Source organism: Kutzneria buriramensis (genome assembly GCF_003387475.1).
In the GTDB taxonomy this organism is placed as follows: Bacteria; Actinomycetota; Actinomycetes; order Mycobacteriales; family Pseudonocardiaceae; genus Kutzneria; species Kutzneria buriramensis.
Window position 1 is genome coordinate 162,762 of record NZ_QUNO01000004.1, and the last position, 25,153, is coordinate 187,914.

At 70.0% G+C, this 25,153-nt stretch carries 24 protein-coding genes, 3 tRNA genes and 1 pseudogene; 13 read left to right on the top strand and 15 right to left on the bottom strand.

The window, feature by feature from the left end; translation table 11 throughout:
- Window position 1: 1 nt before the first annotated feature.
- The 4 genes and pseudogenes from BCF44_RS12695 to BCF44_RS12705 all read left to right on the top strand — a co-directional run bounded on the left by BCF44_RS12695 (window position 2) and on the right by BCF44_RS12705 (window position 1,304).
- A tRNA-Ile gene (locus tag BCF44_RS12695) sits at window positions 2-75 on the top strand.
- A 247-nt stretch (window positions 76-322) separates the two neighbouring features.
- A pseudogene (locus BCF44_RS56585) lies at window positions 323-439 on the top strand (DLW-39 family protein); the annotation flags it as partial.
- 46 nt (window positions 440-485) lie between these two features.
- A tRNA-Ala gene (locus tag BCF44_RS12700) sits at window positions 486-558 on the top strand.
- A gap of 191 nt (window positions 559-749) precedes the next feature.
- Complete coding sequence (locus BCF44_RS12705) at window positions 750-1,304, top strand: DUF2020 domain-containing protein (RefSeq protein WP_116174893.1); 555 nt, start codon at window positions 750-752, stop codon at window positions 1,302-1,304.
- Between the two features lie 43 nt (window positions 1,305-1,347).
- Here BCF44_RS12705 and BCF44_RS12710 read toward each other — a convergent pair whose 3' ends face one another.
- The 3 genes from BCF44_RS12710 to BCF44_RS12720 form a co-directional block, all read right to left on the bottom strand.
- The gene (locus tag BCF44_RS12710) at window positions 1,348-2,967 is read right to left on the bottom strand and encodes a solute symporter family protein (RefSeq protein WP_170217517.1); all 1,620 of its coding nucleotides are present in this window, start codon (window positions 2,965-2,967) and stop codon (window positions 1,348-1,350) included.
- Window positions 2,964-3,311, bottom strand: a complete 348-nt coding sequence (locus BCF44_RS12715; protein WP_116174450.1) for a DUF485 domain-containing protein — start codon at window positions 3,309-3,311, stop codon at window positions 2,964-2,966. The genes BCF44_RS12710 and BCF44_RS12715 overlap by 4 nt, the downstream gene beginning before the upstream one ends.
- Window positions 3,312-3,483: 172 nt before the next feature.
- On the bottom strand, window positions 3,484-4,005 hold the full coding sequence (locus BCF44_RS12720) for an ATP-binding protein (RefSeq protein ID WP_147328476.1): 522 nt from the start codon (window positions 4,003-4,005) through the stop codon (window positions 3,484-3,486).
- 91 nt (window positions 4,006-4,096) lie between these two features.
- Between BCF44_RS12720 and BCF44_RS12725 the strand changes: the two genes are divergently transcribed.
- Window positions 4,097-4,627 carry a peptidylprolyl isomerase gene (locus BCF44_RS12725; protein ID WP_246014991.1) on the top strand — a complete coding sequence of 177 codons (531 nt, stop codon included), beginning with the start codon at window positions 4,097-4,099 and terminating at the stop codon, window positions 4,625-4,627.
- A gap of 1 nt (window position 4,628) precedes the next feature.
- Window positions 4,629-5,510: a rhomboid family intramembrane serine protease gene (locus BCF44_RS12730; RefSeq protein ID WP_116174453.1), complete on the top strand. Its 882-nt coding sequence runs from the start codon at window positions 4,629-4,631 to the stop codon at window positions 5,508-5,510.
- On the opposite strand, the gene BCF44_RS12735 is transcribed toward BCF44_RS12730, so the two are convergent.
- Window positions 5,487-5,918: a PH domain-containing protein gene (locus BCF44_RS12735; RefSeq protein ID WP_147328477.1), complete on the bottom strand. Its 432-nt coding sequence runs from the start codon at window positions 5,916-5,918 to the stop codon at window positions 5,487-5,489. The genes BCF44_RS12730 and BCF44_RS12735 overlap by 24 nt on opposite strands.
- A 177-nt stretch (window positions 5,919-6,095) precedes the next feature.
- Window positions 6,096-6,362, bottom strand: a complete 267-nt coding sequence (crgA, locus tag BCF44_RS12740) for a cell division protein CrgA (RefSeq protein WP_116174455.1) — start codon at window positions 6,360-6,362, stop codon at window positions 6,096-6,098.
- Between the two features lie 133 nt (window positions 6,363-6,495).
- Here crgA and BCF44_RS12745 point away from each other — a divergent pair, with 133 nt between their 5' ends.
- From BCF44_RS12745 to BCF44_RS12750, 3 genes are read left to right on the top strand one after another with little or no spacing between them, the layout of a single operon-like run.
- Entirely contained in the window at window positions 6,496-7,536 is a 1,041-nt protein-coding gene (locus tag BCF44_RS12745; protein ID WP_246014992.1) for a class E sortase, read from the top strand.
- Window position 7,537: 1 nt separating this feature from the next.
- Window positions 7,538-7,693: a hypothetical protein gene (locus BCF44_RS55435; protein WP_170217518.1), complete on the top strand. Its 156-nt coding sequence runs from the start codon at window positions 7,538-7,540 to the stop codon at window positions 7,691-7,693.
- 9 nt (window positions 7,694-7,702) lie between these two features.
- The gene (locus BCF44_RS12750) at window positions 7,703-8,347 is read left to right on the top strand and encodes an aminodeoxychorismate/anthranilate synthase component II (protein ID WP_116174456.1); all 645 of its coding nucleotides are present in this window, start codon (window positions 7,703-7,705) and stop codon (window positions 8,345-8,347) included.
- 56 nt (window positions 8,348-8,403) lie between these two features.
- On the opposite strand, the gene pknB is transcribed toward BCF44_RS12750, so the two are convergent.
- The 7 genes from pknB to BCF44_RS12785 are packed head-to-tail and all read right to left on the bottom strand — an operon-like array spanning window position 8,404 to window position 17,756.
- The gene (gene pknB, locus BCF44_RS12755) at window positions 8,404-10,422 is read right to left on the bottom strand and encodes a Stk1 family PASTA domain-containing Ser/Thr kinase (RefSeq protein WP_116174457.1); all 2,019 of its coding nucleotides are present in this window, start codon (window positions 10,420-10,422) and stop codon (window positions 8,404-8,406) included.
- Window positions 10,423-10,479: 57 nt separating this feature from the next.
- A complete protein-coding gene (locus tag BCF44_RS12760) occupies window positions 10,480-11,715 on the bottom strand; it encodes a serine/threonine-protein kinase (RefSeq protein ID WP_116174458.1) in 1,236 nt (411 codons plus the stop codon).
- A 1-nt stretch (window position 11,716) separates the two neighbouring features.
- Window positions 11,717-13,207 (bottom strand): peptidoglycan D,D-transpeptidase FtsI family protein, encoded by a 1,491-nt coding sequence (locus BCF44_RS12765; RefSeq protein WP_116174459.1) that lies wholly within the window; start codon window positions 13,205-13,207, stop codon window positions 11,717-11,719.
- On the bottom strand, window positions 13,204-14,655 hold the full coding sequence (locus BCF44_RS12770) for an FtsW/RodA/SpoVE family cell cycle protein (protein WP_116174460.1): 1,452 nt from the start codon (window positions 14,653-14,655) through the stop codon (window positions 13,204-13,206). The genes BCF44_RS12765 and BCF44_RS12770 overlap by 4 nt, the downstream gene beginning before the upstream one ends.
- Entirely contained in the window at window positions 14,655-16,055 is a 1,401-nt protein-coding gene (locus BCF44_RS12775) for a PP2C family protein-serine/threonine phosphatase (RefSeq protein WP_116174461.1), read from the bottom strand. The genes BCF44_RS12770 and BCF44_RS12775 overlap by 1 nt, the downstream gene beginning before the upstream one ends.
- The gene (locus tag BCF44_RS12780) at window positions 16,052-16,513 is read right to left on the bottom strand and encodes an FHA domain-containing protein FhaB/FipA (protein ID WP_116174462.1); all 462 of its coding nucleotides are present in this window, start codon (window positions 16,511-16,513) and stop codon (window positions 16,052-16,054) included. Before BCF44_RS12780 ends, BCF44_RS12775 begins: the two co-directional genes overlap by 4 nt.
- Window positions 16,514-16,559: 46 nt before the next feature.
- On the bottom strand, window positions 16,560-17,756 hold the full coding sequence (locus tag BCF44_RS12785; protein ID WP_116174463.1) for an FHA domain-containing protein: 1,197 nt from the start codon (window positions 17,754-17,756) through the stop codon (window positions 16,560-16,562).
- Window positions 17,757-17,871: 115 nt separating this feature from the next.
- Between BCF44_RS12785 and BCF44_RS12790 the strand changes: the two genes are divergently transcribed.
- A tRNA-Leu gene (locus tag BCF44_RS12790) sits at window positions 17,872-17,954 on the top strand.
- Window positions 17,955-18,587: 633 nt separating this feature from the next.
- Here the strand turns inward: BCF44_RS12790 and BCF44_RS12795 are convergent.
- Window positions 18,588-19,712: a hypothetical protein gene (locus tag BCF44_RS12795; RefSeq protein ID WP_116174464.1), complete on the bottom strand. Its 1,125-nt coding sequence runs from the start codon at window positions 19,710-19,712 to the stop codon at window positions 18,588-18,590.
- A gap of 588 nt (window positions 19,713-20,300) precedes the next feature.
- Between BCF44_RS12795 and BCF44_RS12800 the strand changes: the two genes are divergently transcribed.
- Together BCF44_RS12800 and BCF44_RS12805 are read left to right on the top strand one after the other, a co-directional pair.
- Window positions 20,301-20,921 carry a hypothetical protein gene (locus BCF44_RS12800; protein WP_116174465.1) on the top strand — a complete coding sequence of 207 codons (621 nt, stop codon included), beginning with the start codon at window positions 20,301-20,303 and terminating at the stop codon, window positions 20,919-20,921.
- 16 nt (window positions 20,922-20,937) lie between these two features.
- Window positions 20,938-21,600 (top strand): SDR family oxidoreductase, encoded by a 663-nt coding sequence (locus BCF44_RS12805; protein WP_116174896.1) that lies wholly within the window; start codon window positions 20,938-20,940, stop codon window positions 21,598-21,600.
- A gap of 245 nt (window positions 21,601-21,845) precedes the next feature.
- Here the strand turns inward: BCF44_RS12805 and BCF44_RS12810 are convergent, their stop codons facing one another.
- Window positions 21,846-23,189 carry a D-arabinono-1,4-lactone oxidase gene (locus BCF44_RS12810; RefSeq protein WP_116174466.1) on the bottom strand — a complete coding sequence of 448 codons (1,344 nt, stop codon included), beginning with the start codon at window positions 23,187-23,189 and terminating at the stop codon, window positions 21,846-21,848.
- An 88-nt stretch (window positions 23,190-23,277) separates the two neighbouring features.
- On the opposite strand from BCF44_RS12810, the gene BCF44_RS12815 reads away from it, so the two are divergent.
- Complete coding sequence (locus BCF44_RS12815; RefSeq protein WP_116174467.1) at window positions 23,278-24,483, top strand: amino acid deaminase/aldolase; 1,206 nt, start codon at window positions 23,278-23,280, stop codon at window positions 24,481-24,483.
- A gap of 1 nt (window position 24,484) precedes the next feature.
- Here the strand turns inward: BCF44_RS12815 and BCF44_RS12820 are convergent, their stop codons facing one another.
- A complete protein-coding gene (locus BCF44_RS12820; protein ID WP_379796416.1) occupies window positions 24,485-25,120 on the bottom strand; it encodes a TetR/AcrR family transcriptional regulator in 636 nt (211 codons plus the stop codon).
- Window positions 25,121-25,153: the final 33 nt, after the last annotated feature.

A 25,153-nucleotide genomic window follows, 5' to 3' on the forward strand; every position in this document is an offset into this window, starting at 1 on the left:
AGGGCCCATAGCTCAGGCGGTTAGAGCGCTTCGCTGATAACGAAGAGGTCGGAGGTTCAAGTCCTCCTGGGCCCACGCAACCGATTGGGTGACGTGTGCCTGGAAGCTTCGCTTCCAGGCCTTTATCGTTTGCGGAGATTGTGGGGCTCTCGCCCCACACCCCGAGCAAGGGGGCTCCGCCCCCTTGACCCCCGATCCGTGGTACCGGTGGCGGGTGGTTTGGGGGTGGTCCGTGGGCGGTGGCCTGGTCGGGGCGGACGTGTATGTTGGGTGCTACCTGTTCTTTCCCAAGGGGTGGCAAGCGCCAAGGAGGCGACCAGACGTGAAGAAGCTCATCGCGCTCGTGGCTGTGGCTGGAGTCGTGCTGTTCTTCGTGAGGAAGCAGCGGTCGGCGAAGGCTGAGGCCGACCTGTGGCGCGAGGCTACGGCGCCGACCGACTGAGGTCGGGCGAACACCGGGGCACGGCCCGTAGCCGGGTCCCATCGGGGACATAGCTCAATTGGCAGAGCACCGCCTTTGCAAGGCGGGGGTTAGGGGTTCGATTCCCCTTGTCTCCACTCGCGAGTGGGCGAGGTGTGCGTAGCGGCTGCGCCGCTCTCGCCGCCTCGCTCGTCGTATTTGCGGGGCTCTCGCCCCACACCCCAAGGCAGGAGGGGCTTCGCCCCCTGCACCCCCTTCGGGCTCGCTTCGCGTCGCCCTTGACCCCGATCTCCGTTGCCGGTGGGGCATGGTCGAGACTCTGGTGGCTATGAGGAACGCCGTGTTGTTCGCCGGAGTCCTGGTCGCCGCCGCAGCCGTGTCGGGGTGCTCGTCGCCGCAGGCTGCGCCTGTCACTTCGACAACGCCGGCGCCGACTTCGAGTAGCACTGCTGCGCCTACTACGACCAGTGCTGTTGCGCCGGCGGATCCGGTGGCGGCGGCTACGGGGCAGTGTCCGTATCTGTCGTCCGACTTTGTGGCGGATGCCAACGGGGAGAAGGTCACGAAGGTGATGATCTCCGCGGACCAGCCGCATCCGGCGTGCTTCTTCTACAGCTTCGGCAATGACAAGCAGTTGACGGTGCAGGTGTACGTGGGGTCGGCGGGGGCGGCTACGGCGTTGGTGAACAAGGCCGCGCCGATCGAGACGTCGGACAAGGCGGATCTGCCGGGCGGGTGGAGTGGGGGGTCGGAGGCCACGGCTACGGGGGCGGTGTTCGCGGTGTCCAAGGGTGGGTCTGCGGTGGTGGCGGTGACCGATCAGAAGCAGACGATCAAGGCCAAGCAGGTGGTGAAGCAGGCGATCGCCGCCCTCGGGTTGTGAGGGGCGGCGATCGCCTGGGTTCTTCGTCCTCTTGTCGGTTCTGTTAGTGCTGGACTGCCTTTTCGGCGTGGGCGCCGGTGAGGGCGCGGACTTCCATCTCGGCGAACTTGGACTCGTCGGCGCGGTCCTTGCCGAGGACGGTGCCGAGGTAGCCGAGCAGGAAGGACAGGGGGATCGACACCAGGCCGGGGTTGCTGAGCGGGAACCAGTCGAAGTGGGCGGTGGGGAAGATCGAGGTCTTCGCGCCCGAGACGACCGGCGAGAAGATGATCAGCCCGATGGTGATCACCAGGCCGCCGTACATGCTCCAGAGGGCGCCGGTGGTGGTGAAGCGCTTCCAGAACAGCGAGTACAGGATCGTCGGCAGGTTGGCGGCGGCCGCGATGGCGAACGCGAGGGCCACCAGGAAGGCGACGTTCTGACCGTTGGTGAGGATGCCGCCGACGATCGCCAGCAGGCCGATGACAACCGCGGCCCAGCGGGCGACCTTGACCTCGGACTTGGCGCTCTCCCGATCACCCTTCTTGATCACGTTGACGTAGATGTCGTGGGCGAACGAGGCCGACGCGGTGATGGTCAGGCCGGCGACCACCGCCAGGATGGTGGCGAAGGCGACGGCGGCGATGAGGCCGAGCAGGATCGGGCCGCCCAGCGCCTGGGCCAGCAGCGGGGCGGCGGAGTTGACCTTGCCGGGGGCGGCGTTGATCTTCTCCGGGCCGACCAGCGCACCGGCGCCGTAGCCGAGCACCAGCGTGAACAGGTAGAACACGCCGATCAGCACGATCGCCCACACCACCGAGCGCCGCGCCTCCTTGGCCGACGGCACGGTGTAGAACCGCATCAGCACGTGCGGCAGGCCGGCAGTGCCCAGCACCAGGGCGATGCCCAGGGACAGGAAGTCCAGCCGCGAGGTGCCGGTGGCGCCGTACTGCTTGCCCGGGCCGAGCAGCGCCTCTCCGGTCTTGCCGCCGTGGTCGACGGCGTCGCCGAGCAGTGACGACAGGTTGAAGCCGTAGCGTCCGAGCACCCAGACCGTCATCACGAACGCACCGGCGATCAGCAGCACGGCCTTGATGATCTGCACCCAGGTGGTGCCGCGCATGCCGCCGACCAGCACATAGATGATCATGACGACGCCGACCACGGAGACCACCAGCGCCTGGCCGGCCGTGCTGGTCACGCCCAGCAGCAGCGCCACCAGGCCGCCGGCGCCGTTCATCTGCGCCAGCAGGTAGAAGAACGACACGGCCAGCGTCGAGATGGCAGCCGCGGTGCGTACCGGGCCCTGCTTCATCCGGAAGCTGAGCACGTCGGCCATGGTGAACCGGCCGGTGTTGCGCAGCAGCTCGGCGACCAGCAGCAGCGCCACCAGCCAGGCCACCAGGAAGCCGATCGAGTACAGGAAGCCGTCGTAGCCGTAGATGGCGATCGCGCCGGCGATGCCCAGGAACGAGGCGGCCGACAGGTAGTCGCCGGACAGCGCGATGCCGTTCTGCGGGCCGGTGAACGCGCGGCCGGCCGCGTAGAAGTCGGTGGTGGTCTTCGTGCTCCGGCTGGCCCGGAACACGATCACGAGGGTGATCACCACGAAGACGGCGAAGATGGAGATGTTGAGCGCCGAGTTGCTGCCCTCGACGCCGGCCGCGACCACGGAGTTCCTCACTGGTCGTCCCCCTCGATCTCGTGCCGGATCTTGTCGGCGGCCGGGTCCACGACCCGGTTGGCGAACCGGACGTAGAGGCCGGTGATCACGAAGGTGGAGACGAACTGGAGCAGGCCGAACACCAGGCCGACGGTGATGTTGCCGAACAGCTTTGTCGACATGAAGCCATGGGCGTAGTCGGCGAGCAGGACGTACAGCAGATACCAGGCCAGGAACAGCCCGGCCATCGGGAACACGAAGCCGCGCAGGCGGCGTCGCAGCTCGGCGAAGTCAGGACTGGCCTGGACCTCGCTCCAGTCGGTCGTCGCCGGCGTCGCGGCGGCGGGGTCTTCGGTGGTGCCCACGGCAACCTCCCGGACGGGGCATAGTTACCCGCCGTAACCTAGGAGATGCAGGTCACATCGGCAGCACTCAATCGGGCATATGCGACCAGCGGGACCGGGGCGCCGCAGGAACGGTGTCGTTTTCGCGACGAACGGCGCCCCGCCCAGCTCAGCGGGCGGAGCGCCGCCCGGCTCACTTGTCCGCGGTGTTCGACGCCTGGGTCCGGGGCGCCTCCCGTCCATTTCGGGACGGCTCGGGCACCGGGACCGCGCCCGGCGCGTCGTCCTGCACGTCCTCCAGCCGCACCTCACGCGGCCGCCGCGAGAGCATCACGGCGACGCCCGCCGCGCCGGCCACCAGCACCGCGAGCAGCCACGGCCATCGCCTGCGCCGCTTCGGCCGCGGATCGATGGTGTCGGCCAGGTCCTCGGCGACCCTGCGCGCCTGCTTGCGGATCTGGTTCGCGTTGCGGGCGGCCTCCGCCCGCGCCTTGCCGGTGCTGCGTTTGAAGTCCTTGCGGGCCTGCTTGGCCATCCGCCGGGCGGCCTTGCGGGTCGGCTTGAACTCCTCCGCCGCGAAATCCACCAGTTCGTGTGTCCGTTCGATGCCGGCCTGGCCCGCGCGAGCGGCCCGCCGGCGGGCGGCGCGGACCGCCTTGCCGACCGCCTCGCCCGCCTTCGCGCCGGCCTCGGCCATGGTCTCGACCTCGTCCATCAGCTGCTCCAAGCCTGTCGATCGGTACCGATCTGACCGATCCAGTCTGCCCCTACCGCCGGGATCCCGCCGTGGATGGCACGATGGCGTCGTGGCTGACAACGACATCGTCGGGGCGACCCTGCACACCACGCAGGGCGACATCCGCCTCTACCTCTTCCCCAACCACGCCCCGAAGACGGTCCGCAACTTCGTCGGGCTGGCCGAGGGCACCAAGGACTACTCCACCCAGAACGCGCGCGGCGAGAAGACGGGCCCGTTCTACGACGGCTCCGTGTTCCACCGGGTGATCGCCGGCTTCATGCTCCAGGGCGGCGACCCGACCGGCACCGGCCGCGGCGGCCCCGGCTACCAGTTCGAGGACGAGTTCCACTCGGAGCTGGTGTTCAACAAGCCGTACCTGCTGGCCATGGCCAACGCCGGGCCCGGCACCAACGGCTCGCAGTTCTTCATCACGGTGGGCCCGACCCCGCACCTCAACCGCCGGCACACCATCTTCGGCGAGGTGCGCGACGAGGAGTCCCGCAAGGTGGTCGACGCGATCGCCAACACGGCCACCGACCGCAGCGACCGGCCGCTGACCGACGTCGCCATCGAGAAGATCACGATCGACCGCGGCTGACATGACCGCGCCGTACGGGCAGCCGACCGACGCGCTGCCCGCCTGCTATCGGCACCCCGGCCGGCACACCGGACTGCGCTGCACCCGGTGTGACCGGCCGACCTGCCCGGAGTGCCTGCGCGACGCCGCGGTAGGGCAGCAGTGCGTGGAGTGCGTCAACGAGGGGCGGCGGGCGACCCGCCAGCCCGTCACGTGGGCCGGCGCCCGGGTGGCCAACCGGCAGCCCGTGCTGGTCTACCTGCTGATCGCCGTCAACGTGGTGATCTACGCGATCACCGCGGTGGAGGCCGGCAGCTTCGCCGGCAACACGAACTCGCCGCTGTTCTACGACTGGGTGATGTGGCCGCAGCAGGCCGCGACGCAGGGCGAGTGGTGGCGGGTCCTCACGTCCGGGTTCCTGCACATCGGCTTCATCCACCTCGCGGTCAACATGTTCTCGCTGTGGATGATCGGCCGGGACCTGGAGCGGGTGCTCGGCCGGATCCGGTTCGCCGCGGTGTACTTCCTGTCGCTGATCGGCGGCTCGATCGGCGTGATGCTGTTCGCCGCCCCGAACAGCGGCGCGGCCGGCGCCTCCACCGCCCTCTACGGCCTGCTCGGCTGCTACCTGGTGGCCGTCGTGCGGCTGAAGATGAACCCGCGCCCGATCCTGATCACGCTGGCGATCAACGTCTTCCTGACGTTCTCGCTCGGCCTGTCCATCCAGGGGCACTTCGGTGGCCTGGTGGTGGGCGCGATCGCGATGGCCGCGATCGTGTACGCGCCGCAGGCCAACCGGGCGCGCTGGCAGGGCATCGCGCTGTCGGCGCTGTTCGTGGTGCTGGTGCTGATCTACGCGACCAGGGCGGCGCAGCTGGCGTCAGCCCTGGGGCCAGGGTCGTAGCGCCTGGAGCTGCTCGACGACGTCCGCCGGGTCCTCACCGAGGTCCAGCTTGCCGAACACGATCAGGCCGTCGTCGTGCAGCACCGTCAGCTCCACGGTCGAGGTGACGCGGCCCAGCCGCCGGTTGTGGGCCAGCCGGATCCGCACCTCCGGCCAGGTCCAGGACCGGCTGGAGAACAGGCCGCGCACCGTCACGCCCTCGGCGTCGGCGCGCAGCCGCGGCCGGGCCAGCGTGCCGAACAGCGAGATCGCCGCCAGCATCAGCGCCGCGATGGCCAGCAGCACCCGCCCGCCGGGGTCGGAGTTGACCACCACGAACAGCGCCGCGATCGCGGTGAGCACCCAGCCGATGCCGACCAGCGGCGCCTGCGGGGCCCAGCGGTGCTCCGTGGTCGTGGGCTCGGTCATGTGCACGCTCCGGCGCTTGTGCTTTATTGCGCAAAGTTGTCCACAGGAGTTGTCCCCAGTGGGGATGACTTACACGCATGTCGTTCGATGACCGTGCGGTGAACTGGCTGAACGGCCGGGGAACAGACAACGACCCGGACGTGGCACGCCCGGGTCGTCGTCACGCTGAGTGAGCCGTCAGCGCCACTTCATCGTCATCAGCAGGCCGATGATCATCAGTGCGAAGCCGATCAGGAAGTTCCACGCGCCCAGTGACTCCATCACCGGGATCCCGTTCGGGACCAGGTAATAGGCCACCAACCAGGCCAGACCCAGCAGCATCATGCCGAGCATGATCGTCACGTACACCGGGTGGGACGGGCCGACCGCCTTCACCTTGACCGGCGTGCGCCGATCCGTCGGCGGCGTGTAGACGGTCTTCTTGCGGACCTTCGACTTGGGCATCTTTCCTCGCCTGACCTCGCGCGCTGAGGCATCGGTGGCTGCGCGGGGCAACCACTGCCAGGGGTAACACGTTAACGTAAACGAGGATGCCAGCGAACCACTAGTTGAGGTCAGGGGCACAGGAGGCGTTCACGTGAGCTACGACCCGCCGCCGGCAGCGGGACGGCCCCCCGGCTGGCGGCCTCGGCCTGCCCCCGAACAGCCCACCGCCTTCATCCCGAAGATCGATGTGCTGGCCCAGGGCCGGCCGGGCACGAAGTTCGGCCGTCGACCGGAGGACGACGACACCGGCCGGATCGACGACTTCGCCACCGACAACTTCGGGGCCGAGGACTTCGAGGAGCCGGCCGACGACGCCCCGCCGCCCAAGGACACCGCGCGCCGGGTCGTGCGCACCTTCGGCGAGCTGTTCATCACCGCCGGCCTGGTGATCCTGCTGTTCGTGGTCTACGAGGTGTATTGGACCGACCTCATCTCCGCCGGCAAGCAGAACCAGGCCACGTCCTCGCTGAACGACAAGTGGAAGGACCAGGACACGGTCGGGACCGGGCCGCAGCGCGGCACCCACTACGACCTGACCGAGGGCCAGGGCTTCGCCAAGATCTACGTGCCGGCGCTCGGCGCCGACTACCACTTCACGATCGTCGAAGGCACCACCGACGCCGACCTGGACATCGGCCCCGGCCACTACATCGGCAGCGCGCTGCCCGGCCAGCCCGGCGACTTCGCCGTCGCCGGCCACCGGGTCGGCAAGGGCGCGCCGTTCAACGACCTGGACCTGGTCAGCTCCTGCGACGCGATCGTGGTGGAGACCTCGACCGACTGGTTCGTCTACCGGATGCTGCCCACCAGCGGTGAGGTCGCCGGCTGGGCCGCCGGCAAGGGCGCCCAGCCCCAGTGCAAGGGCGTCGCGCCGCTCGGCGGCCCGTACGCCGGGCTGGTCGGGCAGGAGACCGTGCTGCCGTCCGAGGGCGACGTCATCGCCCCCGTGCCGCACAAGGCCAACCTCCAGCTGCCCGCCGGCCAGCAGGTCGCGCTGATGACGCTGACCACCTGCACGCCGAAGTTCTCCGCCTCCCACCGGCTGATCCTGCACGCCGTGCTCACCAACCAGTACGCCAAGGATCCGAAGAACCCGGACAAGGCGCCGCCGGAGCTGAAGGAGACCGACTGACGTGTACGCCTGGATCTGGCGGCACCTCCCCGGCCCCACGGCGGCCAAGGTGGTCGAGGCGCTGGTGCTCGTCCTCGGTGTGGTCGCGCTGCTGATGCTCGTGGTGTTCCCGTGGGTTGAGCCGTTGCTGCCCTTCAACCAGGTGACGACGGGGTAGGTTCCTTCCATGCGCGTCCTGGTCGTCGACAACTACGACAGCTTCGTCTACAACCTCGTGCAGTACCTGGCCCAGCTCGGGGCCGAGTGCGTGGTGCGCCGCAACGACGTCGTGCAGCTGTCCGACGTCGACGCCGCGGACGGGGTGCTCATCAGCCCCGGCCCCAGCACACCCGAGCGGGCCGGCGCCAGCATGGATGTCATCCGCTACTGCGCCGACAAGCGCGTGCCGGTGCTCGGCGTCTGCCTCGGCCACCAGGCCATCGGCGTCGTCTTCGGCGGCACCGTCGACCGCGCCCCCGAACTGCTGCACGGCAAGACCAGCCTCGTCGAACACTCCGGCGCCGGCGTGCTGGCCGGTGTGCCGTCGCCGTTCGTCGCCACCCGGTACCACTCGCTGACCGTGCTGCCGGAGACCGTGCCGGCCGAGCTGGAGGTCACCGGGCGGACCGAGACCGGCATCGTGATGGCCATGCGGCACCGCGAGCTGCCCATCGACGGCGTGCAGTTCCACCCCGAGTCGGTGCTGACCGACGGCGGCCACCGGATGCTGGCCAACTGGATGACCGCCGCCGGCTTCCCGGTCGCCCCGGAGCGCGTCGACGAGCTCGAGGCCGGCATGCGCCGCCTGGCCGCGGCGGCCGCGGCCGTCTGACTCCGGACAGACGAAAGGGCCCGGCACCTCGCAGGTGCCGGGCCCTTTCGCTTGGCTCAGTTGTGTGGCGTCGTCGTTGTCGGTCCACCGCTGCCCGGGAACTGGAACACCTGGATCTGGATCGTCTGGTTGATGCCGACGGTCTGGTTGGCATCGGGGTTGGACGACTCGATGGTGTTCACCTTCTGGTTGTCCAGCGTCGTGTCCGTCGTCTGGCTGAACTGGCCCTTCCAGCCGAGCTGCTGGAGCTTGCTCTGCGCGGCGGAGACGGTCAGGCCGACGAGATCGGGCATCGTGATCTGGTCGCCCAGCGACACGGTCAGCGTGATGGTGCTGTTCGGCGCGGCCTTGCCGCCGCCCTGCGGGCTCTGGCTGAGCACCTGGTTCTTCGGCTTGGTGCTGGACTGGGTCTGCTGCACGACCTTGAAGCCGAGACCCTCGAGATTGCTCTTGGCGGCGGAGTAGTCCTGGCCGGTCTCGTCCGGCACGTCCACCTGGTCCGGCGCCTTGCCGATGCTCAGCGTGATGGACTGCCCCTGGGTGACCTGCGAGCCGACCGGCGGATTGGTCGAGCTGACCTTGCCGATCAGCTTCGGGTCGGTCACCGTCTCCGGGGTCGTGGTCGGCGAGACGATCAGCTTCAGCTTCTCCAGCGCCGCGGTGGCGTCCGCCTGACTCTGCCCGCTCACGTCCGGCAGCGAGAACGCGTCCGGCGCCTTGCCGACGGTCAGGTTGATCGCGGTCGACTTGTCGACGTTGTTGGCCGAGGCCGGGTCCTGCTTGATGACGTTGCCGATCTGGTCCTTCGTGCACGGCTGTGGGGAGCCGTCCGGGGTCGGCGCGCAGGCGACGTAGTTGACCGGGGCGTTGTTGTAGCCGGCCGCCTTGAGCGTCTCCTGCGCCTTGGCCTGCGTCATGTTGACGACATTGGGCAGGTTGCCGGAGTTGCTGGCGCCGGCGCCATTGCCACCGAGGAACATGGTGGTCAGCCAGGCGGCCAGCGCCAGCACGGCGATGCAGACGAGCACCACGCCGGCGATGGTCAGGGCGCGCTTGCGGCGGGCCTTGCGCTCGGCCTCCTCGTCGGCCTCGTAGTCGTACGCGTCGTACTCGGGCTCCTCGGCGGCGGGCGCGGGGCGGTGCCGGCCGGTGACGACCTGGGTGCGGGCGCCGGCGCCGTTGCCCATGAACGCGGTCCGCTCCTCGGCGGACATCACGGCAGGCGCGGACGGCCGCTGACCGGACAGCACGCGCACCAGGTCGGCCCGCATCTCGGCGGCCGACTGGTAGCGGTTGGCCGGGCCCTTGGCCATGGCCTTGAGCACGATGGAGTCCAGCGCCGGCGTGACCTGCGGGTTCACCGAGGACGGGGCCGGCGGCTCCTCCCGCACGTGCTGGTAGGCGACGGCGACCGGGGAGTCGCCGGTGAACGGCGGCTGGCCGGTCATCAGCTCGAACAGCACGCAGCCGGCGGCGTAGACGTCGGACCGGGCGTCCACCGCCTCACCCCGCGCCTGCTCCGGCGACAGGTACTGCGCGGTGCCGATGACGGCGGCGGTCTGCGTGACGGCGGCCTGGCCGTCGTGGATGGCGCGGGCGATGCCGAAGTCCATCACCTTGACCGCGCCGGTCTTGGTGATCATGACGTTGGCCGGCTTCACGTCCCGGTGGATGATGCCGTGCCGGTGACTGAAGTCCAGCGCCGCGCAGACGTCGGCCATGACCTCCATGGCCCGCTTGCCCGACAGCGGCCCCTGGGTCTTGATGATGTCCCGCAGCGTCCGCCCGTCCACGTACTCCATGACGATGTAGGGCAGCGGGCCGTACTCGGTCTTGGTCTCGCCGGTGTCGTAGACGGCGACGATCGCGGGGTGGTTCAGCGCGGCGGCGTTCTGCGCCTCGCGGCGGAAGCGCTCCTGGAACTGCGGGTCCCGGGCGAGGTCGGCGCGCAGCACCTTGACGGCGACGTCCCGGCCGAGACGGACGTCGCGGCCTTTGTGGACCTCCGACATCCCACCGTAGCCGAGGGTCTCGCCCAGTTCGTAACGGTTGGAGAGCAGTCGCGGAGTGCTCATCGGTGCGTCGTCTCGTTCCTCGTCAACAGTGGTCCCATCATGCTCCTGCCACCCGCCTCAGCCACCTGGACCCCGCCACGCGCACGGGACCGCCCCCACACATCGGTCCTGCGCCGGGCGATCGCCGGTCAGTTTGGCCGTCGTCGGCCTGCCGGTGCCCTCGGTCCCCGACCCCGAGCGCTGCCATTCGCGAATCCCCCAGACCGCGAGCAGACCCACCAGAATCACCACCAACAACGCCAGCAGGACCCACAGTCCCGTCCGGTTCGGCCGAGGTTGAGGCGGCGGTCCCAGGAGGAAGGTACCGGTGCCGGACCCCATCGGAGCACCCGTTGGGGGCACCTGCGGCGGAACCACCGGAATGGCCCCCGGCGGATAGGTCGGCGGCCCGGCCTGCGGAAGGCGCTGCTGCTGCATCGGGATGGCCATCGCCAACCCGGACGGCGCCGGCAGCGGCAGCCCGGCCCGGACCGCGCCGACCGCGGCCGCGAACTCGCCGCCGCTGCGGTAACGCTGCCGCGGGTCCTTCACCAGCGTCGCCTCGATCAGCGCCCGGACCCCGGGTGGCACGTCCGGCGGCAGCGGCGGCGGCAGCTCCCGGATGTGCATCATCGCGACCGTGACCGCGTTCTCGGACAGGAACGGCCGCCGCCCGGCCAGGCATTCGTACCCCACCACGGCCAGCGAGTAGACGTCGCTGGCCGGCTCGGCCTCCTGGCCCACGGCCTGCTCCGGCGCGATGTAGTGCGCCGTGCCCATCACCATGCCCGACCTTGTCACGGGCGCCGCGTCGGCGGCCTTCGCGATGCCGAAGTCGGTCAGCTTCACCTTGCCGTTGGGCGTGACCAAAATGTTGCCGGGCTTCACGTCTCGGTGCACGTAGCCGCGCTCGTGCGCAGCCTGGAGCGCGGCCCCGCACTGCTGGAGCATGTCCAGCGTGTGGTCGGCGGTCAGCCGGCCCTGGCCGGCCAGGATCGCCGCCAGCGGGTCGCCGTTCACCAGCTCCATCACCAGGTAGGCGGTGTCCTCCGGGCCGTCCGGCTCGGACGCCGTCTCGCCGTAGTCGTGCACCGCGGCGATGCCCGGGTGGTTGAGGGAGGCGGTGGTCCGGGCCTCGGTCCGGAACCGGTGCAGGAACTCGGGGTCCCCGGACAGCTCGGGCTTGAGCACCTTCACCGCGACGGCCCGGTCCAGGCGGGAGTCGGTCGCCTCCCACACCTCGCCCATGCCGCCGACCGCGATCCGGCGCGACAACCGGTAGCGGTCGGCGAGCAGCTGCCCGGTGGTCAGCATCTCAGCCTCCCCCGGCCAGATACGCGTTGATGGTGGCGCGGCCGACGCCCGCGGCCACGGAGCTGCCGGTCGCGGCCAGGCCGCGGTCGCCGCCGTTCTCCACTACAACGCACACCGCGATCTGTGGGTTGTCCGCCGGCGCGAACGCCACGTACCAGGCGTGCGGCGGGGTGTTCTTCGGGTCGGTGCCGTGCTCGGCGGTGCCGGTCTTGGACGCGATGCTGATGTTGGCCTGCTTGCCCGTGCCGCCGGTGTGCTGCTCGGACAGCTTCATCATCGCCTTGATCTGGTCCGCCACGTCCTTGCTGATCGCGGGGCCGCCCGGGGCCTCCTGCGGCGAGAACGTGGAGATCGGCGACATGTCCGGGGCCAGGATGTTCTTCACCAGCTGCGGCTGCATGCGCACGCCGCCGTTGGCGATGGTCGCCGCCACCATGGCGTCCTGGAGCGGGGTCAGCTTCACGTCGCGCTGGCCGATGCCGCTCTGGAAGAGCGCCGCGTCGTCCGGGATGGACCCGACGGTCGACGGCGCCACCGACAGCGGCACCGTCAGATCGGTCTGGCCGATGCCGAACTTGGACGCCTGCGCGATCAGGTTGTCCTTGCCGACCTTGCCGGCCAGCGTGGAGAACGCGGTGTTGCAGGAGTACTCGATCGCGATCGTCACCGACACCTGGCCGTTCGTGCTCTCCGGGCAGGTCTCGTTGGCGAAGTTGGACAACGTGGTGGTGGTGCCCGGCAGCGTGATCGTCGGATCGGCCGGCAGGTTCTTGGTGTTCGCGTCGTCCACGCCGTCGGACAGCGCGGCGGAGGCCACCACCAGCTTGAACGTGGAGCCCGGCGGCAACGTCTCCTGCGTCGCGCGGTTGAGCGCCGGCTTGTTCGGGTCGTCGTCCAGCTTGGTGATGGTGTCGCGCTGGGTGCCGTTGTCGTGCGAGGCCAGCGGGTTCGGGTCGAACGACGGAGTGCTCACCATCGCCAGGATCTCGCCGGTCGACGGCTTGATCGCGACCACCGCACCGCTGAAGTTCTTCGCCGTCATGCCGGCGTAGGCCGCGTCCTGGGCCTTGGGGTCGACGGTCAGCTGCACGTTGCCGCCGCGCGGGTCCCGGCCCGTGATCAGGTCGGACAGCCGGCGCACGAACAGCTTCGACGACGAGCCGTTGAGCACGTCGTCCTCGGCCCGCTCGATGCCGGTCGCGCCGAAGATCGACGAGTAGTAGCCGGTGACCGGGGCGTACTCCGGGCCGTTCTTGTAGACCCGCTGGTAGTGCTGGGCGTCCTTGGTCTCCACCGAGTTGGCCAGGATGGTGCCGGTGGCGCTGACGATCTGGCCGCGCTGCCGGCCGTACTCCTCCATCACGCTGCGGCGGTTGCTCGGGTTGTTGGCGTACGTGTCGGCGTTGATCACCTGCACGTAGGTGAGATTGGCCAGCAGGAGCAGGACCATCACCATCATGGTGAGGCCGACCCGGCGAAGTGGCTTGTTCACGTCGGTCGCTCCACGAGGACGGTGCTTGCCTCGGCGATCGGCGCCTGTGGCTTGGGACGGCTGGCCTGCGGGCGGCGCGCGGCGTCGGAGATCCGCAGCAGCAGCGCCACCATGATGTAGCTGGCCAGCAGGGACGAGCCGCCGGCGGACAGGAACGGGGCGGTCAGACCCGTCTGCGGGATGAGCTTGCTGATGCCGCCGATGACCACGAAGATCTGCCACATCAGCAGGAAGGACAGGCCGCCGGCGAGCAGCTTGCCGAAGGTGTCGCGCACCGCCAGGCCGCTGCGCAGGCCGCGCATCGCCAGCAGCATGTACACCATGATCATGGCGGCCAGGCCGATGAAGCCCAGCTCCTCGCCGAACGCGGCCACGATGAAGTCGCTGTTGATCACCGGTACCAGCTCCGGATGGCCGCCGCCCAGCCCGGCGCCGGCGATGCCGCCGCTGCCCAGGCTGAACAGGGACTGCACCATCTGGTAGCCGTCACCCTGGGCGTCGGCGAAGGGATCGACCCAGTTCGCCACCCGGGTCTGCACGTGCGTGAACAACCGGTCGGCCACGGTGGCGCCGCCCATGAACAGCACGATGCCGATCCACACCCAGGAGGACCGCTCGGTGGCCAGGTAGAGCATGGCCAGCACGGTGCCGAAGAACATCAGCGACGCGCCGAGCTCCTTCTCGATCATCAGGACGAGGATCGCGACCGCCCACGCGATCAGCAGCGGGCCCATGTCCCGCGGCCGGGGCAGTTCGAGGCCGACGAACTTGCGGCCGGCGATGGTGAACAGGTCCCGCTTGGACACCAGGAAGGCGGCCACGAACAGGATGATCAGCACCTTGGCGAACTCGCCGGGCTGGATCGAGACCGGGCCGATGATGATCCACAGCTTCGCGCCGGCCACGCAGGAGATGCTGCACGGCAGCACGCCCGGCAGCACCAGCAGCACCAGGCCGGCCAGGCCGAAGGTGTAGCCGTAGCGGGACAGCGTTCGGTGGTCCTTGATCAGCCACAGCACCGCGATCATCGCCAGCAGCGACAGGCCGGTCCAGATCAGCTGCTTCGGGGCTGCGTTGGAGTAGCCGTTCCCGCCCGAGAAGGCGATCTCGGCCAGCGGTGGGTCCAGCCGGTACAGCATCGCGATGCTCAGGCCGTTGAGCATCGCGGCGCACGGCAGGATCAGCGGATCCGCGTACGGCGCGAACTTGCGCACCGCCAGGTGTGCCACCCCGAACAGCACCGCGTAGCCGGCGATGTAGAGCAGGATCTCCGGCTTGATGCTCTGCGACTGGTTCTCCGAGATCAGCACGAAGGCGAGCACGACCAGTCCGAGCACGAAACCGAGCAGCGTGAGCTCGGTGCCGCGGCGGGTCGGTGTGGCGGGGGTCGACCCCGGCGCAGTCATGTGCGTCGTCGCCGAACCCAGCACACCGGGCGGCAGGGCCATCAGCCCTCCCTACAGTTCTTGCCCGGCTGCTGCGGTGCGCTGGTCAGCGTGGGCGTGGAGCTGGTCGAACTGGCGGCGCCGTTCGGCGCGCCGGTGGTGGTGGCGCCCGCCGCCGTGGTCGTCGTCGTGGTGGTGGTCGTGGTCCCCGTGGTCGTGCACAGCGGCAGCAGCGAGCCCAGCCACAGCCGGTGCACCGCCTCGCGCGCGCCGTCCACACCCGCGTTCTCCGGGATCACGCCCTGGCGCACGGCCTCACGCGCCGACTCCTGGAGCTGGTCCAGGGTCAGCGGCTGGCAGTTCGCCTGCGTCGGGATCAGGCACGAGCTCTCGGCCACCCGGTGCAGCGGGATGCCCAGCACCGGGCCGCCGCGCACGCCCTCGAAGATCGCGACATGGTTGTCCTCGGTGGCGCCCACGTAGTACTGGCCGAGCACCCACCACACGGTGCCGCCAGCGCCCAGCCCCAGCACGATCAGGACCGCCACGATCCAGACGAGTAACCGGACCCTCTTGCGATTCCTCGCCTTGGGGTCCGGTGTCGGTGCTACCTGCGCCATCGCTTGTGGCGGCGGCGTCCGCGGTGCGGTTATCGCGCCGGCGCGGGACGCCGGCGAGTCCGGTGGCGGCTGGTCCTGGCTGCCGTCCCCGGCGGCGCCGCCGACGATCGCCACGTCGTCGCCGTAGTCCACGTCCACCACGTCGGCGATGATCACCGTCACGTTGTCCGGGCCGCCGGCCTTGAGCGCCAGCTCGATCATCCGGTCCGCGCAGGCCTGCGGGTCCGGGATCAGGATCGCCTCGGCCAGCGTCTCGTGGCTGACGTACGAGCACAGCCCGTCCGAGCACAGCAGGTACCGATCGCCGGCGCGGGCCTCGCGGACCGCCAGGCTCGGCTCCACCTCGTGGCCGGTCAACGCGCGCAGCAGCAGCGACCGCTGCGGGTGCACGTTGGCCTCCTCCTCGGTGATCCGGCCCTCGTCGATCAGCGACTGGACGAACGTGTCGTCGTGCGTGATCTGGGTGAACTGGCCGCCGCGCAGCAGATAGGCGCGGGAGTCGCCGACGTGCACGAGACCGAGCCGGTTGCCGGAGAACAGCACCGCGGTCAGCGTGGTGCCCATCCCGTCGAGGTCCGGATCGTGCGACACCAGCTCGGCGATGGCGCCGTTGCCGTCCAGCACCGCGCCGCGGAGCTGGTCGAGCAGGTCGTCGCCGGGCTCGTCGTCGTCGAGCGGGGCCAGGGCGGCGACAACCACCTTGCTGGCCACCTCACCGGCGGCGTGGCCGCCCATGCCGTCGGCGAGGGCGAGCAGGCGGGGGCCCGCGTAGACGGAGTCCTGGTTGTTGGCACGAACCAGGCCCCGGTCACTGCGGGCCGCATAGCGGAGGACGAGGGTCATGTGCGCAGCTCGATCACTGTCTTGCCGATGCGTATCGGGGCACCGAGCGGGACCCGCAGCGGTGCCGTCACCTTCGCCCGGTCTAGGTATGTTCCGTTCGTGGAGCCGAGATCCTCCACGTACCAGTCGCTGCCACGCAGCGACAGCCTCGCGTGTCTGGTCGAGGCGAAGTCGTCATCGAGCACGAGCGTGGAGTCGTCGGCGCGACCGATCAGGATCGGTCTGCCGTCGAGCGAGATGCGGGTGCCCGTGAGCGCACCGTGGGTGACCACAAGCTGCTTGGCCGTCTTCCCCTTGGCCAGTTGCTTGCCACCCTTGCGGAACCCTCCGGGCACCGCGACTCTCAGCCCCGACGCGGCGTAGATGTCGGATCGGACCACGCGCAGCGCGGCCAGCACGAACAACCAGAGCAGGGCGAGAAACCCTGCTCTGGTCAGCTGCAACACCAGCTCTGGCACCTGTAGTGACCGCTCCCTGCCTGCCTCGTACCCGCCCGCGACCGCCTCAGCCCTGCGTGCGGAACACGAGTGACGAGTGGCCGACCCGGACGACGTCGCCGTCCGCGAGCTGCCAGGTCTGCACCGGGGTGCCGTTCACCGTGCTGCCGTTCGTGGAGCCGAGGTCCGCGAGCATCGCACTCTGACCATCCCAGGTGATCTCCAGGTGCCTCCTGGAGACCCCCGTGTCGGGCAGACGGAAGTCCGCGTCCTGGCCACGGCCGACCACGTTGCCGCCCTGCTTCAGGTTGTACGTGCGGTTGGAACCGTCGTCCAGCTGCAGGATCGCGGTGATCTGGCGCGGGCCCGGCGGCGGGCCGGGAGGCGCCCCGTACGGGTCCTGCTGGCCGTAGCCGCCCTGCTGCCCGTACTGGTCGTAGCCGCCCTGCTGCTGACCGTAGCCGCCCTGCTGGCCGTACTGGTCGTAGCCGCCGCCCTGCTGACCGTAACCACCCTGCTGCGGGTAGCCCTGGTCATAGCCGCCGCCACCGCCCTGCTGCGGGTAGCCCTGCTCGTAACCACCGCCACCCTGCGGCGGGTAGCCGCCGCCCTGCTGGGGGTAGCCCTGCTCGTAACCACCGCCACCCTGCTGCGGGTAGCCGTGCTGGTCGTAACCGCCACCCTGCTGCTGGCCGTACTGGTCGTACCCGCCCTGCTGCTGTTGCTGCTGCTGCGGGTAGCCGCCCTGCTGCGGGTAGCCCTGGTCATAGCCGTAACCCTGCTGACCCTGGTGCTGACCGTAGGGGTCCTGCGGGGGGTACTGGCCTGGTGGCTGGCTCATGGATCGGTCTCCTGCGGTGCGAGGTGGTGCTGGCCGTCGTACGTCAGGGTCGACGGACGAGTTGGTTCGGAACTGTCCCGTGTGCAGCGCGTCGGAGCGCTCCAGGGAGACTACGACGTCACCATAGGTATCCCATCCGTGCTCTGCGAGGTGCTCCCGGACGCAGTCCTCGAGCAGCTCCGTTATGCGCTGTTCGTCCTGCCCCGCACCCGCCAAACGGTCGTGGTCGGCTGCGCCGAGCAGCACCCGATAGCTGTTGGGCGCCAGCAACCTGTCCCCGGCGAGCTCCTTGACGTTCAGCTCGGCCTCGCGTTGCAGCGCCTGCGCCACCTCCTGCGGCACGACGCTACCGCCGAACACGCGTGCGAAGGCGTTGCCCACAGCGCCCTCAAGGCGGCGCTCGAAGCGCTGCACGCGTCCCACGGCTGTTCCTCTCGCTACGGACTTCCTGACTCGATCGTATCCGGGCCCGCGAGTGGCGACACGGCCCAATTAGGAGACCGCCCCACAGCCGTGCTAGGGTTCCTCTCGTCGCTCCGGGCGAGTGGCGGAATGGCAGACGCGCACGGTTCAGGTCCGTGTGTCCGAAAGGACGTGGGGGTTCAACTCCCCCCTCGCCCACTCAAGAGTGAGAGAGCCCCGTTCGCGGAATGCGCGAACGGGGCTCTTTCGTTTTTCACACTGGGGCTCTCGCCCCAGACCCCAAGCAAGGAGGGGCTTCGCCCCCCTTGACCCCCCCAAGTGTGGTTGGGGATGGGTTGGGTTCGGGTGGGGTGGTTTTGTGGGGCCGGCTTGGGGTGGGGTGTGATTTGTGCAACCCCGGGGTGCGGTGGTCATTGGGTGGCTTCCCTGGACGTAGGAGTCGGCGCCTGAGTCGGTTTGTCGGGGTGTGTTTCGTCGTCAGGTGATCCGCAGAGGTTCGGGGGCGCCGCGAGCCGGCTGTGCCGGTCGCGTGTGAGGTGCTGTGCGGGCCGGGGGCCGGGGTGCTCGTCTGCGGGCTTCGGGGGGAGTCGATCGGCGTGCGAGGCGGTGGCGGGGGCTCGGCTGGGTTTTTGTCCGGGAGCGATGGCGATGGTCGGGTGTTTTTGTCGCTCGGCGGATGCTTTGGGGGCTGGGTGTTTGGTGGACTTTTGTGCGGCGGTGCTTCGTTGGGCCATTTGTTTGTGGCGGGTGTGGGTGGGCCCCGTTTCGCGGGGAGCGAAACGGGGGTGGGGGTGCAAGGGGGGCGAAAATCGTCTGACTGGGTGACGTCGGTCACTGAGGGAGGGGCGACGGGGGCTGGGTCGACTGCCGGGGGAAGGTCGGATTGGCGGCGGAGAGAACTCGATGCCAGGCCGCCCACGGGGCGGTGTGGGAGCGCCAGCCGGGGCTGGCCAATTCCAGCGGACCGTCCGGGAACGGCGCGGGGCGCACGACCAGGACGGGCGGACCCGACGCGGGGTGCATGGGGCAGCGCGGAGCGTGCGGATCGGTGACGGTCAGGCCGGCCTCGTCGAAGTAGCGGACGTGATGGCCGTCGCCGGGCAGGCCGAACAGCGGATGCATGAGCAGTCGCGTCACCCGTCCGAGTGACGGTTGCGGAACCCAGTCGACCTTCGTGGTCTCGCAGCCCTGTGACCACACGACGAACCACAGGGCGTCGCCGAAGATGCGGGCCCGCCGCAGCAGCGCGCTGTTCAGGCCGGCGGGGCCCGGCGCGCGGTGCCGGACGTCGAGCGCCGACCGTTCGGCGTCGATGAGCGGTGCGGGGTCGTTGCCCAGCCAGCGCAGTTCGCCCATGTCGACGAGCGACTCGGCGAACGCCAGCGCCGCCGTCCACTGGCGGTAGGACACATTGGACAGGTGCACGGTCGCCGAGACGTCGTCGACCAGGAAGAGCTCGACGTGCCGGCGGTGCAGGCGGGCGCGCAGGCCCGGCATGCCGACCAACCCCTCCGGCGTCACCCGGGGCATCAGCTCGGCCAGGATCGGGCCGAGCGCGGTCGACTCCAGGTGCAGCACCATCTCGTGGGCGTGCGGGCGGACCATCCGGAACACCCGGGCCGGCCGCAGCAGATCGGCCGGCATGCGCAGGTGCAGGTGGTTCACCGCGAGACCGGCGGCGGTCAGGATGCCCGACTCCAACTCCCGCTGGCCCTCGGTCGGGGCGTCGGCCAGCATCGCCCGGCGCACGTGGACCGGCAGCGGGGTCAGCTCGTCGTCGCCGAACAGCCGGCCCACGTTGTCGGTGTCCAGCACCTCGTGCAGCAGTTGCCGGTCCTCGGGGCCCAACTGCTGCAGGCCCGCCGTGATCGCGGGCAGCAGCGTCGAATCGGTCTCGCCGGTGTACATGCGGCGCAGCATCGCCAGGCGCCGGACCAGGGAAAGTCTGTGTGGCATGGGTCCTCGCTCCTCGCCGCCCGGCTCGGCGAAGGGCAAGAAGGCAGCCGTCGTCGAGTCACAAGAAAACGGTGGTGCGCGGAGACAACCGTCGGCGGTCTGTTCCACCCGTCGGCCGGGATCAGAAGGTGGACCTGCCAGGCATCCGTGAATGCCGGTGACGGACTGTACCGGTTTTGTCACCTCGATTGTGCGGGACCACGCCGACCGTTCGTCGCGTGGTGGTCCCGTCACCGTGCGACGAACGGTCGGCGTTCACCCGTTCAGCGGCCTGCGCGGCTGGTCAGCGGCGTCGATACCACCACTCGCGTGAACGCTACCGGGGCCCGTTCCTGCGCAGATGCACGTGCATCGTGCTGCGCGTGACCGCTGGCCGACCGTCGACCGTCCGACGGAGCCGTTCACACGAACGGCAGCACCGCCGGACCGAAGTCCGATTCGGGGCTGGCGACCGGTCATCGACCGCTTGTTGCCGCCAACCGCACACCGCGACGGAGCGCGGGATCACCGCCGGTCAGACCTGGTACTCCAGTAACCGGAAGAAATCGCGACGGCGCAGTCGTCGAGGCTGATGAGGAGGCGAAGTTCGTGAGCCGCTCCGCTGGCAACACGGCAGCAGTCCACAAGAACGCCAAGACCCTGCCGTCCCGCGCGGTCCCCGCGGTCGAACTTCCGGCGCCGTCCGAGGAACTCGCCGTCAAGGCGGTCGAGCGGTTGGGCTGGAAGGGCGTGCTGCTGCCGCAGCTGACCCTGCTCGGCCGCAAGGTCTTCGTGGTCGCCGAGCTGCTGCCCGACGCGCACGCCGAGCGCCTGTGCTTCGGCGTCGGCCCGGTCGTCGACCGCACCACGGTCGCCACCTGGGTGTGGCCGGAGCTGGCGGGCAAGGTGCCGCCGGCCGCCGTGCGCATCGTCGGTGTGCTGGCCGTCGCCAAGCACTGGCGCACCGGTCTCGCCTCCGCCGTGCCGTTCGCGCTGCACGGTGACGCCGCCGTCGTGCTGCCGTCGTCCGTCGCGCTGACCGACGACTACCTGAGCAACTGCCTGCCGCGCGCCCGCCGCTACGGCCTGTCCATCGTCACCGCCGACCCGGACGGCACCGTCTCCATGGACCTCGCCGGCACGCCCGAGCACATCAGCCTCGAGCAGACCGCCGTCACCCGTTGGGTCAACGAGGTCGTCTACGAGCAGGTGCTGGCCACCGCCAGCTGAACTAGTGTCGGACCACATGCGCGTAGTGATCGCCGGCGGACACGGCCAGATCGCCCTCGTACTGGAGCGACTGCTCTCCGGTCGGGGCGACAACCCGGTCGGGTTGGTGCGAAACCCCGCCCACGCCGACGATCTGGCCGTCGCCGGAGCCGAAGCGGTGGTGTGCGACCTCGAGTCCGCCACCGCCGACGAGCTCGCCGGCCACCTCAAGGACGCCGACGCCGTGGTGTTCGCCGCGGGCGCCGGTCCGAACAGCGGGACCGATCGCAAGGACACCGTCGACCGGGCGGCCGCCGTGCTGCTGGCCGAGGCCGCGGTGCTCGCCGGGATCCGTCGCTACCTGTTGGTGAGCTCGATGGGCGTCGGCCGACCGCTCGCCGCCGGCTCCGACGAGTCGTGGACCGCGTACATCGCGGCCAAGACCGCCGCGGAGGACGCGGTGCGCGGGTACGACTTCGACTGGACGGTGCTGCGTCCCGGTGCACTCACCAACGACGCGCCCACCGGTCGGATCCGGTTGGAGACTCCCGGCACCACGCGGGGCACCGTCACTCGGGCGGATGTCGCCGCGGTGTTGGTCGCGCTGCTCGACGCGCCGGCGACCGCCGGGCTGACCCTGGAGTTGATCGCCGGCGAGGACGACATCCCGGCCGCCGTCGCCGCCGTGAGCCGCCCATGACCCAGCGGCGATGATCACCGCCACCCACCCGCCACGCGTGCTCCTCCGTACTACCGGCATCCCCCACCCGATCCCGGGGGGCGACCCCGCTGCCAGCCTATCGGGGGTGGGGTGGAGTTGATCTTTGACGGAAGGCGCCTGTGGATAACTCGGGTGCCTGTGGACAAGCGTTTGCGTATCGGTTGACCTGCGGTGTTGGGGCGCAGTGAGGGTTTTACTGCGCGGGTTGCCCCCATGACCGAATGTCACGGGGCGCCCAGCACCGTGTCCAGGTAGGCGTTGCGGAACACGCCGGTCGGGTCGACCTTGGCCCGCACCGCGCGGAACTCCTCGAACTTGGGATACCGCTCGGCCAGCACGGCGGCGTCGAGGGTGTGCATCTTGCCCCAGTGCGGGCGTCCGCCGACCGCGCCGGCGATCTTCTCGAAGGTGTCGAAGTACTCCCGGTACGGCATGCCGACGTACTGGTGGATGGCGATGTACGCGCTGTCCCGGCCGAAAGCGGTCGACAGCGGGATGTCGTCGGCGGCCGCGACCCGCACCTCGACGGGCACGATCACCGGATGCCGGAGCCGGGGGATGGCCGACCGGAACTCGCGGAGCACGCCGTGCAGTGATTCACGTGGAACCGCGTACTCGGTCTCGACGAACCGCACCCGCCGCGGCGTGGTGAACACCCGGAACGACTGGTCGCTGTACGAGCGCTCGGACCACAGCGAGGCGCACACGCGGTTCAGGGTCGGCACGACGGACGGCACGGCGCGGCCCAGCTTGCACACCAGGCTGAAGGCGCCGTTCTCCATCACCTCGTACTCGTAGAACTGGCGTGCCTTCGACAGCGGCTGGGCCGCGGCCTCTGCGGGCAGCCGAACGTTGTGCTTGACCTGCACCCGGTCGCTGTGCGGGAACCAGTGGAACTCGACGTGGTCCTCGGACGCCGTCATGTCGTCGAACTTGTCCAGGATCCCGTCCAGTGGCTGCGGGAACTCCCGGGCGCGCAGCACGAAGGCGGGCACGCACTGCAACGTCACGGTGCTGATCACGCCAAGGGCGCCGAGGCCGACCCGGGCGGCGCTGAACAGGTCCGGTCGCTCGTCGGGGGAACAGGTGACCACCGTGCCGTCGGCGAGCACCAGCTCCAGGGCCCTGACCTGCGTGGACAGGCCGCCGAGGCGGGCGCCGGTGCCGTGCGTGCCGGTGGAGATGGCGCCGGAAATGGTCTGGGCATCGATGTCGCCGAGGTTGGCCATGGCCAGGCCGAGGCGGTGCAGCTCGACGTTCAACCGGTGCAGCGGCGTGCCGGATCGCACCGTGACCAGGCCCTTCTCCAGGTCGGCGCGCACGACGCCGGACCACTCGCCCAGGTCGATGGCCACGCCGTCGGTGGCGGCGATGCTGGTGAACGAGTGTCCACTGCCCCGCGGCCGCACGGTGAAGCCGTCCTTGGCCGCGACGGTCACCGCCTCGGCGATCTCGCTCACGTCACGCGGGCGAGCCACGTGCACCGGCTGTGACCGCGCCGTACCCGCCCAGTTCCGCCACGGCGCCGGGCGTGCCGTATCGCTGCCCAACCGGAGACGTCCGACCATCGCTGTCCTCCGTGACCCTGTGATGCGCTGCACACAAGCTAGGTGAAAAGTATTCACATTTCAATGCGTCTCGACGTACCGTGCAACTGTGTCACCGCAGCAGCAGCGCGTCCGGTTCGACTCCGCGACCGAGGGCTTCGATCCGCCGTTCGCCCTGGTCGACCTCGACGCCTTCGACCACAACGCCACCGAGCTGGTGCGCAGGGCCGGCGGCACGCCGATCCGCGTCGCCAGCAAGTCCGTGCGCGTCCGCGCCCTGCTCGATCGGGTGCTGGCGATGCCGGGCTACGCCGGCCTGATGACCTATTCGCTGGCCGAGGCGATGTGGTTGTTCGCCGAGGGAACCAGCGACGACCTGCTGGTCGGCTACCCGACGACGGACCGCGCGACGCTCCAGAAGCTCGCCGTGGACGAGGCCGCGCGCAGCGCGATCACGGTCATGGTCGACTCGGTCGAGCACCTCGACCTCATCGACGACGCGCTCGGCCCGGGCCACCCGGAGATCCGGGTCTGCATCGAGCTCGACGCCTCCTGGCGGCCGCTCAACGGCTCGCGGCGGCTGCACGTCGGACCACTGCGCTCGCCGGTGCACACCGCGGCCCAGGCCACCGAGCTGACCAAACGAATCGTCGATCGGCCGGGCTTCAAGGCGGTCGGGATCATGGCCTACGAGGGGCAGATCGCCGGCATCGGCGACGCGCCCCCCGGCAACCCCCTGCGCGGCGCCGCGGTGCGCTGGATGCAGGCGAAATCGGCCGCCGAGCTGGCGGAACGGCGGGCGGCGGTGGTCGCAGCGGTGCGGGCGCTGGCCCCGCTGGAGTTCGTCAACGGCGGCGGCACCGGCAGCCTCGAGGGCACGTCCAGCGAACAGGCCGTCACCGAGGTCGCGGCCGGCTCCGGCCTGCTCGGGCCGACGCTGTTCGACGGCTACCGGTCTTTCCAGCCGCGGCCGGCCGCCCTGTTCGCGCTGCCGGTCGTCCGCCGCCCCGGCCCGAACGTGGCGACGCTGTTCACCGGCGGCTACCCGGCGTCCGGGCCGATCGGCGAGGACCGGCTGCCCTCGCCCTACCTGCCGGCCGGGCTGAAGCTGACCAAGCTGGAGGCGGCCGGCGAGGTGCAGACGCCCGTCACCGGCAAGGCCGCCGACCGGCTGCGGATCGGCGACCGGGTCTGGATGCGGCACGCCAAGGCCGGCGAGCTGGCCGAGCGGTTCCGGGAGTTCCACCTGGTCCGGGGCTATCAGGTCGAGCGCACGGCCCCCACCTACCGGGGCGAGGGCCAGGCGTTCGGGTGACCTACTCGGGGTCGCCGAGCCGGGTCGACAGATAGCCCTTGATCAGGGCCTTCGCCTCGTCGACCACCACCTGGTCGCCGCGGTCGTTGCGGCGGAAGGCGAACTTCAGCACGCCGTCCGCCGCCTCGATGGCGATCGCGACCGGCAGTTGTAGTTCCTCCATCGAGCGGCCGAACCGCTCGGAGATCAGCGCGGCCAGCCCCTCGGCGATCACCGCGTTGTTGTCCTTGCCCTCGTCCAGCAGCCGGGTGTCCACCACGTCGCCGAAGTGCAGCCGGCTGAACGCGGGCACCGTCCGGTGCATCTCCACGTACACGTCGAACATCGAGTCGACGGCGTCCCACCAGTGCTCCAGCTCGGCGGAGTCGAAGCGCTGGACCACGTTGGCCATGAAGCGCTCCAGGTTGCGCAGGGTCAGCGCCTGCACGACCGCGCGCTTGTCCGGGAAGAACTGGTAGAGCGACCCGACCGCGACACCCGCCCGCTCGGCGATCAGTGTGGTCGTCACGCCGTCGTAGCCCAGTTCCTCGATCAGCGAGGCACAGGCCTCGAGCATTCGCTCCACCCGCTGGGCGCTGCGCTGCTGGACGGGCTTGCGACGCAGCGGACCCACGTCGGTGCTCAGGTCGGCGGACACTCGGACTCCTTGGCTGGCGGCTGTGGCAGGCAT